Below are 16,922 nucleotides of genomic sequence, written 5' to 3' on the forward strand. Positions count from 1 at the left end.
CGTGCCGCGCCTGTTTAAACGTTATTCGTGCCGCATCCCGCGGGGAACACACACGTCCATTCAATTAGTCATGCCAAATAGACCTCTGGTCGGTATCAGCGCCGACCGAACGATGATCGGAGTGCATCCGTCGCACGTGGTCGGCGAGAAGTACATCGCCGCGATCGTCGACGGCTCACAGGCGTTGGCCATGCTGTTGCCCGCGCTCGGCAATCGTCAGTCCAGCGCCGGGATCCTCGCGGCCGTTGACGGGCTGCTGTTTACCGGCAGCTATTCCAATGTCGAGCCGCATCACTACGGCGCTCACGCCAGCGCGCCCGGCACGCTGCATGACGCCGCACGCGACGCGACGACGTTGCCGCTCATGCGTGCGGCGATCGACGCCGGCGTGCCCATCCTCGCCATCTGCCGCGGTTTTCAGGAAATGAACGTGGTGTTTGGCGGGACGCTGCATCAAAGCGTTCACGCGGTGGACGGCCTGAATGATCACCGTGAGAACAAGGAAGACGAACTGGACGTGCAATACGCGCCGTCTCATCCGCTTGCCCTTACCCCGGGTGGCTTGCTGCAGCGGCTTGCAGCAGGTGCGGACGAAGCACGCGTCAATTCGTTGCACGGACAAGGCGTCGAGCGGCCAGGCGACGGCCTCGTGGTCGAAGCCACCGCGCCGGACGGCTTGATCGAAGCAGTCAGCGTGAAGGACGCGCGTGCATTCGCTCTGGGTGTGCAGTGGCACCCCGAGTGGAAGCACGCCGACGACGCGCTCTCTACGGCGATCTTCCAGGCGTTCGGCGCCGCATGCCGCGATCGAATGCGTATCAGGGCCGGCCACGGCGCGGCATCCGCCGCACCTACACACGCTTGAGCCGGTTCGCGCAACAACTGAGAGAACAATCATGCAAGACATCGACGAATTTCTGAAGAAACATCGCATCACCGAGATCGAAGCAATCATTCCCGACATGGCCGGGATCGCGCGCGGCAAGATCATTCCGCGCAGCAAGTTCGAATCCGGAGAATCCATGCGCCTGCCGCAAGCGGTGATGATCCAGACCGTCACAGGGGACTATCCGGAAGACGGGAGCCTGACCGGCGTGACCGATCCCGACATGGTCTGCGTTCCCGACGCTTCCACCATTCGTATCATTCCATGGGCTGTCGATCCCACCGCGCAGGTGATTCACGATTGCGTCCACTTCGACGGCACACCGGTCGCCATTTCGCCGCGCCGGGTGCTCCGTCAGGTGCTGGAACTCTACAAGGCCAAGGGCTGGAAGCCCGTCATTGCGCCGGAGCTGGAGTTCTATCTGGTCGACATGAACAAGGACCCTGACCTGCCGCTGCAACCGCCGATCGGCCGCACGGGCCGCCCCGAAACGGGACGTCAGGCGTATTCGATCGAAGCGGTCAATGAATTCGATCCGCTATTCGAGGACATCTACGAATATTGCGACATTCAGGAACTGGAAGTCGACACACTGATTCACGAAGTCGGCGCGGCGCAGATGGAAATCAACTTCATGCACGGCGACCCGCTCAAGCTCGCCGACAGCGTGTTCCTGTTCAAGCGCACGGTGCGTGAAGCGGCCTTGCGCCACAAGATGTATGCGACGTTCATGGCCAAGCCGATGGAGGGCGAGCCGGGCTCGGCAATGCACATGCATCAAAGCCTCGTCGATGAAGAAACCGGCCTTAATCTCTTCACCGCTGCCGACGGCAAGCCGACCCAGCTGTTCGACGGCTATATCGCCGGCCTGCAGAAATACACCCCCGCGTTGATGCCGATCTTCGCGCCGTACATCAACTCGTATCGCCGGCTGTCACGCTTCATGGCCGCGCCGATCAACGTGCAATGGGGTTACGACAATCGCACGGTGGGCTTCCGGATTCCGCATTCAGGGCCCGCTGCACGCCGCATCGAAAATCGCATCCCGGGCGTGGACTGCAATCCGTATCTGGCGATTGCCGCGACGCTCGCCGCGGGTTATCTCGGCATGACGCAAGAGCTGCGCGCGACCGAGCCGCTCATCAGCGACGGCTACGAGCTGCCCTATCAATTGCCGCGCAACCTGGAAGAAGGCCTGACGCTGATGGGTGCATGCGAACCGATTGCCGAAGTGCTCGGCGAGAAATTCGTCAAGGCGTACCTGGCCTTGAAGGAAACCGAATACGAAGCGTTTTTCCGCGTGATCAGTTCGTGGGAACGCCGTCATTTGCTGCTGCACGTCTAACACCTCAGACGCGACGAGAACTATTGGAGGCAACATGAGTTTCAGAACAGAAGAAGTCGCTTACGTCCAACCGGCTCAGCCGGCCTCAAGCGCACAGGTCTTGCAACAACGCAGCACCGCTGAGTATCGCGCGCTCGATGCGGCACATCATATTCACCCGTTTTCGGACATGGGATCGCTCAATCGGTCCGGCAGCCGCGTGATAGTGAAAGCCAAGGGCGTCTACCTGTGGGATTCGGACGGCAATCAGATCATCGACGGTATGGCGGGGTTGTGGTGCGTGAACGTCGGCTACGGTCGTAAAGAACTCGCCGACGCCGCGTACCGGCAAATGCAGGAACTGCCCTACTACAACACGTTCTTCAAGACGACCCATCCGCCGGTAATCGAACTGTCCGCACTGCTTGCGGAGCTGGCTCCGGCTCCGTTCAATCACTTTTTCTATTGCAATAGCGGCTCCGAAGGCAACGACACCGTACTGCGCGTCGTTCATCAGTTTTGGGCAACGCAAGGCAAGCACGCGAAGAAGTTCGTGATTTCCCGCAAAAACGGCTATCACGGCTCGACGATCGCAGGCGGCACGCTTGGCGGCATGGGCTATATGCATGAGCAGATGCCGTCGAAGGTCGAAAACATCGTGCATATCGATCAACCGTATTTCTTTGGTGAAGCCGAAGGCGATCTGACGCCGGAAGAGTTTGGGCTGGCACGTGCCCGGCAGCTCGAAGCGAAGATTCTGGAGCTAGGCGCGGAGAATGTCGCCGCGTTTATCGGTGAGCCCTTCCAGGGTGCCGGCGGCGTGATTTTTCCGCCTACGACCTACTGGCCGGAAATCCAGCGTATCTGCCGCAAGTACGACATTCTGCTGGTCGCGGATGAAGTGATCGGCGGTTTTGGCCGCACCGGAGAATGGTTCGCACATCAGCACTTCGGCTTTGAGCCGGATCTCATCACACTTGCCAAGGGCCTCACGAGCGGCTATGTGCCGATGGGTGCCGTCGGTCTGCACGACCGCGTTGCCAAAGCAATTGTCGAAAACGGCGACTTCAATCACGGTCTCACTTACTCCGGTCATCCGGTTGCAGCGGCCGTGGCGTTGGCCAATCTGAAGCTGCTGCGCGACGAGAAAATCGTCGCGCGCGTCAAGACGGAGACCGGCCCCTACTTCCAGCAGCAATTGCGCGCGAACTTCGCGAATCACCCCATCGTCGGCGACATTTCCGGTGCCGGACTGGTGGCCGGCATTCAACTCGCGCAGGATCCGAAGGCGCGCAAGCGTTTTGCAAACGGCGGCGATGTCGGCACGATCTGCCGCGACTTCTGCTTCAACGGCAATCTGATCATGCGCGCAACCGGCGACCGGATGCTGCTGTCGCCACCGCTCGTGATAACGAAGCAGGAAATCGACGAGATCGTATCGAAGGCGAAAAAGGCCATCGACGCAACCGCACAACAACTCGGAATTTCGTAACGGCAGTTCTTTCCGGCATGGACGCCACACGAAGCACGCCCATGCCGGACCTTCACCTTCAAGGAAAAAAGCCATGAGCGTAAGTCATTCTGGACGTCATCTTCGTCATGCGATTGCGGGGGCCGCGCTTCTCGCCGTTACGGGTTTTACCGCGCTAACGGTGACGCCGGCCATCGCAGCCGACACGGATCTGAACGTGTACAACTGGTCGGACTATATCGCCAAGGACACGATTCCGAACTTCGAGAAGCAAGACGGCATCCACGTGAAATACGACAACTACGATAGCGACGATACGCTGCAGGCCAAGCTGCTCGCCGGCAGTTCGGGCTATGACATCGTCGTGCCGACGTCGAATTACATGGCCAAGCAGATTCAGGCCGGCGTGTACCAGAAGCTCGACAAGTCAAAACTGCCGAACCTGGTGAATCTCGATCCGGTCCTCATGAAGATGATCACGGACGCCGATCCGGGCAACCTGTATGGGGTTCCATGGGCCTACGGCACCGACGGAGTCGGCTATAACGTGCAGGCCGTGCAAAAGGCGCTCGGCACCGACGCGCCTGTGGACAGCTGGTCATTGGTGCTCGATCCGGCCAACGCGTCGAAGTTGAAGAGCTGCGGCATTTCGATCCTCGATCAGGCCGTCGACGTATTCGCCGCAACGCTGCAATACATGCACAAGGATCCGAACAGCACGAACCCGGGCGACTACCAGGCCGCGTTCGAAGTGTTGAAGAAAATTCGCCCGTATATCACCCAGTTCAATTCGTCCGGCTATATCAACGACCTCGCCAACAATGACGTGTGCGTCGCGCTCGGCTGGTCTGGCGACGTGGGTATCGCCAGCCGCCGCGCGGCCGAGGCGAAGCGTTCCTATCAGATCAGGTTCGCGAACGTGAAGGAAGGCGGCCTGCTGTGGTTCGACGTGATGGTGATTCCGAAGGATGCACCGCACCCTGAAGCCGCGCTCAAATGGATCAACTACATCGAAGATCCGAAGGTCAATGCCGCGATCACCAACGAAGTGTTCTACCCGACCGCCAACAAGGCTGCACGTCAATTCGTGACACCGGGCGTCGCACAGGACACGACCGTTTATCCGGGTGATGACGTCTTGAGCAAGATGACGCTGATGAAGCCAGTGCCCACCGATATTCTGCGGCTTGAAAACCGCCTCTGGGCACAGCTTAAAACCGGTCATTAATTTTTCTCCTCGTTTATTAAAGGCAAGCCAGCGCATCAATGCGGAACAGGGATCGCTCGATCCCTGTCCGCCCGAATCACGCAATAAGGCAGTCAGCCTGCGCCTTCACAAGCGCAGTCCCATGTTTCCCGATCGCAGCCGACCTTTGTGAGCCGCTCCGCGCGCCTCGCACGGGAACGCTTATGTCCACGATCCGTTCGGAATGGTTACATCATGAAATCGACGCCCTCAATTATCGCCACCCAGGTGGCCCGTCATGCAGTGACGACGAAAGTGAAATCGGACGAGTTCGTCCGCATCGAAAACGTCGTGAAGAAATTCGGCGACAGCACCGCTGTCGATAACGTCAATCTGACTATCGCGAAGAACGAACTCTTTGCGCTGCTCGGTAGTTCAGGCTGCGGCAAATCCACCTTGCTGCGCATGCTTGCGGGACTCGAGACCGCGAGCTCCGGACGCATCTTCGTCGACGGTGAAGACCTCGCTGCGATGCCGCCATACAAGCGTCCGGTCAACATGATGTTCCAGTCGTATGCGTTGTTTCCGCACATGAGCGTTGAAGCAAACATCGCGTTCGGCCTGAAGCAGGAAGGCACGCCGAAGAACGAGATCCGGGAACGCGTAGCCGACGCGCTGCATCTCGTGCAAATGAGCAAGTTTGCGGGACGCAAGCCACATCAACTGTCAGGCGGCCAGCAACAGCGCGTGGCGCTCGCGCGCTCGCTGGTGAAGCGCCCCAAGTTGTTGCTGCTAGACGAGCCAATGTCCGCGCTCGACAAGAAAATCCGCCAGAAAACCCAGCTCGAACTGGTGAACATCATCGAGAAGGTCGACGTCACTTGCGTGATGGTCACGCACGATCAGGAAGAAGCCATGACGATGGCCGGCCGTCTCGCCGTGATGAGCGAAGGCCGCATCGTGCAGATCGGTTCGCCGTCGCAGGTCTACGAGTTTCCGAATAGCCGCTTCTCCGCTGAGTTCATCGGCTCGACCAATATGTTCGAAGGCGTGGTGGTGGAGGACGAACCGGATCACATCTTCGTCGAAAGCGAGGAACTCGAAACACGCATGTATGTGAGCCACGGCATCACCGGCCCGCTCGGTATGCCGGTGGGTATCTCGGTGCGCCCGGAACGCGTCAAGGTCTCGCGCGAGAAACCCGCGACCGCTCATAACTGGGCGCGCGGCGTCGTCTCGGATGTGGCGTATATGGGCAGCTATTCGCTCTATCACGTGCGGCTACCGAGCGGCAAGACCGTGGTATCGAACCTTTCCAGCTCGCATCTGATGAACGAGGGCGCGCCTGCGTACAACGACGACGTGTTCGTCTACTGGTCGCCGGCTAGCGGCGTGGTGGTGACGCAATGAGAACTCCCGCTCCCCTCTCGTCCACCACACCTCACGCGTCCCAGTTCGGCGCTGTGCTTGCGGCGCTAAACAAACGGCTTGGCGCGCTGGTGCCGTCGGGCCGCACGACCGTGATCGGTGTGCCGTTCCTGTGGCTCACCGTGTTTTTCGCGCTGCCGTTCGTGCTGGTGCTGAAAATCAGCTTCGCGGATCTGCGGCTCGGCATTCCGCCCTACACCGATCTCGTCAGCATCAAGGACGGTGTCGTGCACTTCGCCATCCAGCTTGGCCACTACGCCTTTCTGCTGCAGGACGACCTTTACGTCGCGACCTACATCAGTTCGCTGAAGATGGCCGCCATCTCGACCTTCTTCTGCCTGCTGATCGGCTATCCGGTTGCGTACTACATCGCACGCTCAGAACCCGCGCGCCGCAACCTGCTGATGATGGGCGTGATGCTGCCGTTCTGGACGTCGTTCCTGATTCGTGTGTATGCATGGATCGGCATCCTGAAGGATGACGGCCTGCTCAATCACACGTTGATGGCGCTCGGCATGATCCATTCGCCGCTACGGCTCTATCACTCGGATATCGGCGTCTACATCGGCATGGTCTATTCGTACCTGCCGTTCATGGTGATGCCGTTGTACGCCCACCTTGTGAAGATGGATCTGACGCTGCTCGAAGCCGCATACGACCTCGGCGCGAAACCGTGGACAGCCTTCACCCGCATCACGTTGCCGCTCTCGAAGAACGGCATCATCGCCGGCAGTCTGCTGGTATTCATTCCGGCGGTTGGCGAGTACGTGATTCCGGAACTGCTCGGCGGCGCGGACACATTGATGATCGGCCGCGTGATGTGGGATGAATTCTTCAATGACATGGACTGGCCAATGGCCTCCGCCGTCACGGTCGCGATGGTTCTGCTGCTGCTCGTGCCGATGGCCGTATTCCAGTACTACCAGGTCAAGGAACTGGAGGGTGCGAAATGATCAAGCCAAATAAATCCCTTTCGACGACGGTACTGACGCTCGGCTTCCTGTTCCTCTATATCCCGATCATCAGCCTCGTAGTGTATTCGTTCAACGAATCGAAGCTCGTCACCGTGTGGTCTGGCTTTTCGCTGAAGTGGTACGGCGCGCTGCTGCGAGACGAAGAACTGTTGGGCGCCGCGTGGCTTTCGCTCAAGATCGGCTTGTTGACGGCGTGTGCTTCGGTGGTGATCGGCACATGGGCGGGTTTCGTGCTCGCCCGCTTCGGGCGCTTTCGCGGCTTCACGCTATTCGCCGGCATGATCAATGCGCCGCTCGTGATTCCTGAAGTGATTCAGGGCATCTCGCTGCTGCTGCTCTTCGTCGCACTCGAACAGATGCTCGGCTGGCCCAAGGGCCGAGGTCTGCTGACGATCTGGATCGGTCACGTGATGCTGTGCGTGTCCTACGTCGCGATCATCGTGCAATCGCGCGTCAAGGAACTGAACAGGTCGCTCGAAGAAGCCGCGCTCGATCTTGGCGCAACACCCTTCAAGGTGTTTTTCCTGATCACGCTGCCGCTGATATCGCAGGCGCTGATGTCCGGCTGGCTGTTGTCCTTCACACTTTCTTTCGATGACCTCGTGCTCTCCGCGTTCCTCTCGGGGCCAGGTTCCACTACGCTGCCGCTCGTCGTGTTTTCGCGCGTGCGTCTTGGCCTCAATCCGGAAATGAATGCGCTTGCAACCATCTTTATCAGCGTGGTGACGGTCGGGGTGATTGCCGTCAACCGCTGGATGCAGATCCGCGAACGCAAACGCACGCGCGACATGCAGACAGCCTTCGCGCTCGAAGAAGCCGCCGGCGCCGCTCCCACCAACCCACAACCCACCACCGTGCGCAAAGCGCTCGGGACCGCTCAGGCCTGAACAGTTCTAGCTCGCAATACGACCAACAAGGAGAAAATGCATGAGAAAGAAACTCATCTGCCTGCTAGTGGCGGGGAGTCTGCCTGGCATGGCCATGGCGGACGCCACCAGCGATGAGATCAAGGCGCTTCAGGCCCAGCTGAATGCGCTACAAAAAGAAGTAAAACAGTTGCGGGCAGAAGTTTCGGCAAAACCCAAGGCAGCGGTGGCGGCCGCGCCGGCCGCCGTGGCTCCGGCTGCGCCTGCCGTTGCCGAAGCACCAGTGGATATCTCGTCACCTGACTACGGCAAGGCACGCGCTACGCTGACCAACGACGAAGTCACGTCGATGAAGCAGCAGATTGCGAATCAGCAGCTGAAGGTGGACTCGCTGGTCGACGCGCAGAACACTGGTCCGATCGCGGGACTTTCGGTGACCGGTTATATCGATCCGACGTATATGTATAACCGCGCCAACAGCAGCTCGTCGTTCCTGTTCGCGAATCATGAGAGCGCCTATAACTACTTCAACAGCACGTTCGGCGATGTCTATCTCGACATCAAGAAGACTTTTGGCGTAGGCCCGATGGCGCCATCCGCGGAAATTACCCTGATGCCCAACCGCGGCAACGGCATTACGCTGCTGCAAAACGAGCACGGCACGATTGGCGACAACATCCTGAATACGGCAGTGGTGACCGTACCGGTGACGGCCACGACAACTTTCGTGGCGGGGTTGATGCCGAGCTTCGGCGGCTATGAAGTGCAGCAGTCGAACCAGATCCTGACGCTGACGCACAACCTGCTGTATGACTTCTCCGATCCGGGCAGCTACGTAGGCGTGGGGGTGAACTATACGGGCGACGGCAGCGCCTTTGCGTGGAAGTTCATGCTGGGCAACGAGCAGTACCGCACGTATGGCTCGGTGGTGCAGACGGGCACCAATGCGCTGGGCGATCCGGTCACCAGCAGCAACAAGATTCCGACTTTCACGGGTCGCGTCGACTATACGGCCTCCAGTGCGCTGGATATTGGCGGCTCGTTCAATATCGGCCGTCAGACGCTGGTATCCGGCACCGACTCGAACGGCAATCCAGTCTATGGTGTCGGCGGTGCGGCGCCTAGCGCATTCGGCTCGTTCTTCTTTGGCGAGGCGGACTTGACGTATTCGCTCGCGGACATCCAGTACAACGCGGAAGTGGACTACGGTCAGCAACAAAACGCGGCGTTTAACGGTGGTCAGGCGCAATGGTACGGTCTGTCGCTGCTCGCGCACCGCAAGTTCAATGTGCCGATGCTCGGCCGGATGGGCGCGACGGTGCGCTACGACCTCCTCGTCGACAGCAAGAATGGCGGTGGCGGCGGTGGCATCGCGCTGAACTCGAACGGCATGGACACCGCGAACGGCTTCGGTGTCGGGGCGAATTGCATTGCGAACTCGTCTAATCACGGCTTCGAGTGCAAGGGCGCAACCCGTCAGGATGCAGCGCTCGACCTGTTGTTCTATCCGACCCAGCAGATCACCGTGAAGGTCGAGTACCGCCATGACTGGGCGACTCAAGACGTGTTCCTGCGCAATGACGGGTCGTATAGCAAGTCCAACGACATCTTTGCCACGCAGTTCATCTACTCGTTCTAACCACCCGGGCCGTCACGCGGAGCTTCTTTCACGCTTCGTGCGTCGGCCCGCTTCGTCCGGCCAGCCTATGCTCCGCTTCGCAAACCAGCCCCACGCCGCGTCGTACTACGCGGCTACCGTCAACGATACGACCCGTCACGCACCGCTTGAAAACACCTTGCAGGTGGACGTTTGCGTGATCGGAGCCGGCCTGACCGGTATCTCGGCGGCACTCAATCTTGCCGAACGCGGCTATACGGTTGCGGTGCTCGAAGCATCGCGAGTCGGCTGGGCCGCGAGCGGACGCAACGGCGGCCAGATGATCGGTGGCTTCGCTTGCGAGATGGACACGTTCGGCAAATACATGCCTGCCGAAGACGTCAGGCGTATCTGGGCAATGGGCCTGGAAACGCTGGATATCGTCAAGGAACGGGTCGCGAAACATCGGATCGATTGTGACCTGACGTTCGGCTATCTGCATGCGGCGAATAAGCCGCGCGATGTCGACGCGTTGCGCCAGTGGCGCGACCACGCGCAAACACGCTTTGGCTACGACAGATTCCGCTACATCGAACGCGATGCGCTTGGCGAGTTCGTGCAATCGTCGCGCTATCTGGGCGGCCTGTCCGACCCGGACAGCGGCCATCTGCATCCATTGAATTACACGCTGGGTCTGGCGCGCGCGGCTCGCGCGGCAGGCGCGCAGATTTTCGAGGAGAGTTGCGTAACCCGCATACGCAGCGAAGGCAACGCACGCGTCGTCGAAACCGTGCGGGGGCACGTGAAAGCGCAGTTCGTTGTGCTCGCATGCAATACCTGGCTCGGCGCGCTTGCACCGGAGGTCGCGCGCAAGATCATGCCGGTCGGCACCTATGTGATCGCCACTGAACCGCTTGACCCTGCACGTGCGCAAGCGTTGATGCCCGCGCGTGCTGCCATCTGCGACAGTCGCTTCGTGCTCGACTATTTTCGACCTGCGCCGGACAACCGCGTGCTGTGGGGCGGCAAGGTCAGCTATTCGAAGCGCGAACCTCGCAATCTGGGAGAAGCAATGCGTCGCGATATGCTAAAGACATTTCCGCAGCTGGCCGACGTCAAAGTGGACTATGCGTGGGGCGGCTTTGTCGACATCACGATGAATCGCGCGCCGCATTTCGGGCGGATTGCGCCGACGGTTTATTTTGCCCAAGGCTTCTCGGGACACGGTGTCAATACGACGGGTTTGGCCGGCAAGCTGATTGCCGAAGCCATCGACGGCCAGGCCTCGCGCTTCGATCTGTTCGGCAAGATTCGCCACCAGGATTTCCCAGGCGGCGCTACACTGCGCACCCCTGCCCTCGTGCTTGCGATGGCCTGGTATCGAATCAAGGACCTGCTCTGATGACCGAAAGTCTCGACCGTCGCGCGGACGCGCTGATCCTCAACTCCTATTACGAAGCGAGCGCCGCGCGCCCGCACGCTGATGACCCCATGCTCGACGGCTCGCTCGAAGCCGATGTCTGCGTCATCGGCGCGGGTTTCGCCGGACTCTCCGTGGCGCTCGAATGCCGGGCGCGCGGCTTGTCCGTGATCGTGCTGGACGCGCATCGTCCGGGCTGGGGTGCATCGGGTCGCAACGGCGGCCAGACACTGGTGGGCTTCGCGAAAGACGAGGTGATCGAACGCCAGCTCGGCCTCGAAGGCGCGCGTGCCGCGTGGGCGCTGTCGGTGGACGGCGTAAAACTGGTGCGCGAGCGCATTGAGCGCTACGCCATTGATTGCGACTTCACCGCAGGCTATCTGAGCGTCGCGACGAAACCGAAGCGCGTACCCGACCTGCGTGCGTGGATGGACGATGCGTCCGCACGCTGGGGATATTCGGCGCTTTCGTGGCTCGACACCGACGGGATTCGCACACGGGTCGCTTCGGAGCGCTATCTCGCGGGCGTCTACGATCCGTTCTCGGGCCATCTACATCCCCTCAAATACTGCCTTGGTCTCGCGGATGCCGCGCGCCGTGAAGGGGCCTTGCTGTTTGCCCACTCACCGGTGATCGAAGTGGTGCGCGGTGCACGGCCCGTTGTGCGCACGGCGACCGGTGAAGTGCGTTGCCGCTTTGTCGCGGCCTGCGGCAATGCGACGATCGGCAACGTGTTGCCCGCGCCGGTGGCCGCACGCATTGCGCCGATTGCATCGTATATCGTCGCCACCGAGCCGTTGGGCGAGGCGCGCGCCAATGCGCTGATTGCCGGGCGCTGCGCCGTGTGCGACAACAATTTCTTCCTCGATTATTTCCGCATATCGGCGGATCACCGCGTGCTGTTCGGCGGGCGAGCGAGTTCGACCGGTGCATCGCCTTCGGAGCTGGCGCAGCAGATCCGCAAGCGCATGGTCGGCGTATTTCCGCAGATCTCGGACGCTCGCATCGAATTCGCGTGGGGCGGCTTCGTGGACGTTACGCGCAACCGTGCGCCCGATTTCGGCGCGATCGATCCGAACTACTACTACATGCAAGGATTTTCCGGTCATGGCGTAGCGTTGACGGGAATCGCAGGGCGCGTCGTCGCACAGGCTATGGCCGGTGAAACCGACGCGTTCGATCTGTTTGCAAAGCTAAGACATGCACGCTTTCCGGGTGGACCGGCGTTGCGTGGTCCGGCACTCGAACTGGGGATGTTGTATCACCGGATTCGGGAATTGCTCTGATCTTGAAGGCATCAGCTGCTGCCTGTTCGCATCGAAGAAACGGACTCGCGTCCGGTTCAACGATGCCGGTTTCAGGTCTACCGCGCCGCGCCGGCTGATGTAAGCAGATCGTCAGGCACTCGGCTAACTCGTTTATTGAAGCAGCAGGAAATCGGGGATTCAGGTCGTAAGGGCCGCGAAGCAATCTGGGTTGTCGGATCGCGCCGCTGCCATCCGTCGATGGCCCTACCTGGATTCGTTGGAGGCGCCGGAGCGTGGCCAGGGTTGCGTAGGATCGACACTGGGATGCGGGCTATCCGGAACGAGGCCGCGTGTAACGGGCGGTGCATCCCCCTTGTCCGGATTCGAAGTGGCGCCGCTTGCCGCGGATGCCGGTTGCGCATTCGCGGCGCTTGCGGGCATCCGCGCGCTCGCCTTTGAGGTCGCCGTCACGCTTGCCGGTGCAGGTGTGCCTGTTTCGGGCATCTCAGCCTTGGTGAGAGTCGACAAGCACAACAGCGCAGGCAGCAATACGAGAATGCCTCTGCTGTGTTTCTTGACTATCATTATTTTGCTCCGCACGTGTACGGGGGACCTATGGGACGCGAGAACCATCCAGTCTGGGCGGTATACGACAAACTTCGCACTGCTCGGCTCAATGTCCGATATTACAGTGAACGACTGCGCCGTCTCGAACATTTGGATATGGCTATGGACCTGGCGCTCGTCATTGCGGCGCCGACGTCGGCGGTGGCCGGTCTGTGGTTCTTCAGAACGGACCTGGGCAAGCACATCTGGCAAGGTCTCGGGACGTTTTCCGCCTTCGTCGCAGCCATCCGGCCGGCGATTCAGTTCAGAAGAACGCTGAAAGCATACGAAATGACGATCGCTGCCTATCAGGCCCTCGAGTACGACCTCGAAACGATACGCCGCAAAGTCGAACAGCGCGGCATTTACGACGAGGAGTTAAAGGCGGATTTTTTGCGTGCTCTTGAACGACAGCGCCACATCGATATATCCAGTCCCGACAAAATCGCCAATTCACGGCTTCTGAAAACGTGTACGACCGCCGTGCTGTCCGAAATGCCGGCCAGCGCATTTTTTATTCCGGAGAGGTAGTGGACATGGCGTCGTCGCCATCGTCACGCTGATCATCAACTCCCCGGCACACTCGCATGACACGGGCAGGGTTTCATTCGCCCCTGGCAGGCGTGCGCTGCCGCACGCCTGCCGGCGATGGCACCTTGGATCCGGTCCGCGCTCCTGCTTCAATTTCTGGAATCGCAGATCAAGCGGCGAACGCCTCTTGCTGCGAACGAAAGGAGAACGCAAGGAGACGTGCGTGATGAAGATGCACTACCGCTGTCCAGTCTCTTCGGTTTCGTTGATCCTGCCGATCCTCGCGGGTCTCACATGCGGGTCATGCGGTTCGGCAAGCACGTCTCCAGACGTTCAATCCTCCACGCGTCCTCAACTCGCGCAGCCGGTGGCCCGATCTTCCGACCAGCGGGCTGTGATCGGACGTGAACAGGCCGTGCGCCGGCAATTGAGCAACACGCACGACGGGGAAGCTCGCTTTGCGCTGCTCAACACCCTCGCATCTGACTATTTTCAGGCGGGTATGGTCACCGATTCGACGCGCGTTCGCGAGGAAATCGTCGATGACACGCAGATCGGGGCTGGTCGGCGTTCGCTGGTGGCCTCAAGCCTCGCCACCGGGTACGCGCTTTCTGACAACTACTCTCGAAGCGAACATCTGGTCGAGCAGGCCAAAACGCTCGCTCGCGAGACCACGCCGCAAGAACTGGAGACCTTGCCCTATGACCCGTCTTACGCGTACTTTTCTGCCGAGTCGGAGATCGACCGCCGCGCCCTGAACCGGCATGACCTTGCATTTCAAAAGCGCAGGGAGGGGGCGGCGCTCGCGTGGCGCAACCTTAGTGACCCGGCTCTCAGCGAAGCGCGCCACCGTGCCGCGGCCAATGAATTGCTATCGGGCCTCCCGTCGTTGATCCGGCTGATGGTCCAGAACAATCGCCGGACGGAGGCGTTGAGCTATTCGAATGAGATGCGCTGGGACATCGACAACCGGCCCGACCTGAAGCCCAATCCCACGCAGCGTGCGGACGTCGATTTCGGACGCGCCCTGGCGCTGACTTCAAACGACGACTATGACGGGGCGCTCGCGGCCATCGACGCAACCATCGCGGGCTTCCAGCAGGCGAACGTTGCGCCGCACTCGTCGAATCTGGCAGACGCGTTACGCCTTCGCCTGATGATCGCCCTGGCGATGGGACGCATCGGCGACTATCAGGCGGACGCAAACGCCTGGGAAGAGGCGGCGCGCATCAATCCCGTGGTAGCTCACAGTGTAACGGCCGACGAACGCGAATCACTGAGCCTTGCTTCCCGCGGAGACTGGCAGGCAGCCGCAAGCCGGATTGCGGTGCCAATGGCTGGGAACCTCCGCAAACAGGGACCGGAGAGCCCGTTCTACAAGTACATGGCTGGCATGCAAATGCTGTACCGGCTTGAAGATCCCTCCGCGCAGATCGGCGAGGCGGACATTGGCGCGTATGTCACGCCGCTCGTCGGCACCGAAGACCAATGGGACGACTCGGACACCCGCGGTGCCTACGACGAGGACGGGGCGCTTGCCATGTCGATGAGTCGCGCGATGAACGAGGGGGAACAGGGGCAGATTCTCGCATTCCGGATCGCCGAGCTTTTTCATATGGACGCAACGCAAGGTGCGATGGCCGATGGCGCAGCACGCCTCGCGTCATCGACGCCCGGACTGCGCGCGCTCGTCGAACAGGAACAGGCACTGCGCTACGAGGAGAATACGGCGCACGCCGCGCTCTCGCGCGTAGCGAACCGGCTCGAGCAGACGCAAAAGCAGGCAGCTTCGCCGTCGCAGCAATACCTCGCCGGCTCGGACGTCAAGCACGAAGAAGAAGCCATCCAGGTCCTCGATGGCAAGCTGGCAAGTCTGCGCCGGCAGATCGTGTCGCAGTTCCCCGTCTACCGGCAACTCGTATCGCCAGCAATCCCGACACCCGCCACGCTCGGCGCGGCGCTGCACGAGGGCGAGGTCTACGTGGATCTCTATGCAGGGCGCGACGAGAGCTATGCGTTTGTAGTGCATCCAGGGGGCGCATTCCGCGCTGTACGTCTGGCGACGACGCGCGCCGCCCTGGCGAAGCAGGTGGTGGCCTTGCGCGTGGGATTCGATGCGGGCAGACCTCCGCAGCATCCCGGCGATCTCGCGGGGTTCGATCTGAACGCGGCGGCAAGTCTCTATCAGGCATTGATCGCACCGATAGAGGATGACATCAGCGGAGCGAAGACTGTCTACATCACGGTGAGCGGCATTCTCGCGAGCATTCCGTTCGATGTGCTGGTGACGCGTCCCGCATCCAGTCTCACCGACGCCAACTGGTGGATCGACTTGACCCTCCCCGTACGCATTCCGAATGCCTCCGCACTCGTTTTCGCACGCAGTCATCCAGCGACGCACGCAGCCGAGCCGCTCATCGCGTTCGCCGACCCGAGCTTCAACGGCGGCGAATCGCCCGCAGACAGCGACCCGCGAGCGGACGACGCGGCCGCGCGCGACCTCCCGGTCGACAACCATGCCTCCTCGTTCGACTATCACCGCGTCACACCCTTGCCGGAAACACTGACGGAGGCACGCTCGATTGCGAATACGCTTGGATCACCCGAACAAAGCGTGGTGTGGGGGACTCGCGCAACGCGTACCGAAGCGATGAAGATGGACTTGTCGAACGATCGGGTGGTGTTGTTCGCCACGCACGGCATCGTCGCAGGCGAGGTGCCGGGATGGCGCAAGTCCGGACTTGCCCTGGCGTACGAAGGCAGCGGTCTGGCCGATTCGATCATCACCGCGGACGACATCGTGACGTTGCGACTCAATGCCGACTGGGTGGTGCTGTCCGCCTGCAACACTGGGCTGGTCAGCGGGAATGCGGGAGACGCCGTCTCTGAACTGTCGCGCGCTTTCTTTGCCGCGGGCGCGCGGTCGATGCTCGTCACACAATGGGCCGTTGAATCGCAGTCGGCGACCGAAGTCACGACGGGCGTATTCAGGACCTATGCAGCCGATCCATCGTTATCGAAGGCCGATGCACTCGCTCACACGGAGCGCGACATGGCTGATGGCAAGGACGGCCCACTCTATCGCCACCCATACTTCTGGGGCGCCTATGCTCTGGTCGGCGACGCCGCCCGCTGAAACTGCGGATGACGGTTGCGGTTTTGTTATGTTTTGGCACTATTTCTATCACGAGGCAAAGCCCCCACAGTCGCTCATCGGGTCATGAACGGTAACCACCGAACATTGAATCAACGCAGCCAGGGCCGCGCGCTTCGTAGCAATCGCGCGACTGCAGATCGACCAGGGTTCAGGTTCCCGGGTGTCACCTTTCGTCGAGCGGCAACGTAAGATTGCAAGGAATTGAGGAGCGCCGGGGACCAACGACCAT

12 protein-coding genes are annotated in these 16,922 nt (G+C 60.7%); all 12 read left to right on the top strand.

Annotation, left to right across the window (positions count from 1 at the left end):
- Nucleotides 1-70: 70 nt before the first annotated feature.
- The 12 genes from VGH41_RS07600 (at nucleotide 71) to VGH41_RS07655 (ending at nucleotide 16,672) form a co-directional block, all read left to right on the top strand.
- Nucleotides 71-865 carry a gamma-glutamyl-gamma-aminobutyrate hydrolase family protein gene (locus VGH41_RS07600; RefSeq protein WP_331596753.1) on the top strand — a complete coding sequence of 265 codons (795 nt, stop codon included), beginning with the start codon at nucleotides 71-73 and terminating at the stop codon, nucleotides 863-865.
- A gap of 31 nt (nucleotides 866-896) precedes the next feature.
- Nucleotides 897-2,231: a glutamine synthetase family protein gene (locus VGH41_RS07605; protein ID WP_331596754.1), complete on the top strand. Its 1,335-nt coding sequence runs from the start codon at nucleotides 897-899 to the stop codon at nucleotides 2,229-2,231.
- A 34-nt stretch (nucleotides 2,232-2,265) separates the two neighbouring features.
- Complete coding sequence (locus tag VGH41_RS07610; RefSeq protein ID WP_331596755.1) at nucleotides 2,266-3,702, top strand: aspartate aminotransferase family protein; 1,437 nt, start codon at nucleotides 2,266-2,268, stop codon at nucleotides 3,700-3,702.
- 73 nt (nucleotides 3,703-3,775) lie between these two features.
- On the top strand, nucleotides 3,776-4,909 hold the full coding sequence (locus tag VGH41_RS07615; protein ID WP_331596756.1) for a polyamine ABC transporter substrate-binding protein: 1,134 nt from the start codon (nucleotides 3,776-3,778) through the stop codon (nucleotides 4,907-4,909).
- Nucleotides 4,910-5,122: 213 nt separating this feature from the next.
- Nucleotides 5,123-6,277 (top strand): ABC transporter ATP-binding protein, encoded by a 1,155-nt coding sequence (locus VGH41_RS07620; RefSeq protein WP_331596757.1) that lies wholly within the window; start codon nucleotides 5,123-5,125, stop codon nucleotides 6,275-6,277.
- A complete protein-coding gene (locus tag VGH41_RS07625; protein WP_331596758.1) occupies nucleotides 6,274-7,248 on the top strand; it encodes an ABC transporter permease subunit in 975 nt (324 codons plus the stop codon). Before VGH41_RS07620 ends, VGH41_RS07625 begins: the two co-directional genes overlap by 4 nt.
- Nucleotides 7,245-8,156 carry an ABC transporter permease subunit gene (locus VGH41_RS07630; RefSeq protein ID WP_331596759.1) on the top strand — a complete coding sequence of 304 codons (912 nt, stop codon included), beginning with the start codon at nucleotides 7,245-7,247 and terminating at the stop codon, nucleotides 8,154-8,156. Before VGH41_RS07625 ends, VGH41_RS07630 begins: the two co-directional genes overlap by 4 nt.
- A gap of 40 nt (nucleotides 8,157-8,196) precedes the next feature.
- Complete coding sequence (locus VGH41_RS07635; RefSeq protein WP_331596760.1) at nucleotides 8,197-9,774, top strand: DUF3138 family protein; 1,578 nt, start codon at nucleotides 8,197-8,199, stop codon at nucleotides 9,772-9,774.
- Nucleotides 9,775-9,841: 67 nt separating this feature from the next.
- Nucleotides 9,842-11,134, top strand: a complete 1,293-nt coding sequence (locus tag VGH41_RS07640) for an FAD-binding oxidoreductase (RefSeq protein WP_331596761.1) — start codon at nucleotides 9,842-9,844, stop codon at nucleotides 11,132-11,134.
- Entirely contained in the window at nucleotides 11,134-12,438 is a 1,305-nt protein-coding gene (locus VGH41_RS07645) for an FAD-binding oxidoreductase (protein WP_331596762.1), read from the top strand. The genes VGH41_RS07640 and VGH41_RS07645 overlap by 1 nt, the downstream gene beginning before the upstream one ends.
- 690 nt (nucleotides 12,439-13,128) lie before the next feature.
- Nucleotides 13,129-13,536: a hypothetical protein gene (locus VGH41_RS07650; RefSeq protein ID WP_331596763.1), complete on the top strand. Its 408-nt coding sequence runs from the start codon at nucleotides 13,129-13,131 to the stop codon at nucleotides 13,534-13,536.
- A gap of 226 nt (nucleotides 13,537-13,762) precedes the next feature.
- Nucleotides 13,763-16,672, top strand: a complete 2,910-nt coding sequence (locus VGH41_RS07655) for a CHAT domain-containing protein (protein WP_331596904.1) — start codon at nucleotides 13,763-13,765, stop codon at nucleotides 16,670-16,672.
- Nucleotides 16,673-16,922 lie beyond the last annotated feature (250 nt).

It is taken from the genome of Paraburkholderia sp. (assembly GCF_036488795.1).
Classification (GTDB): Bacteria; Pseudomonadota; Gammaproteobacteria; order Burkholderiales; family Burkholderiaceae; genus Paraburkholderia.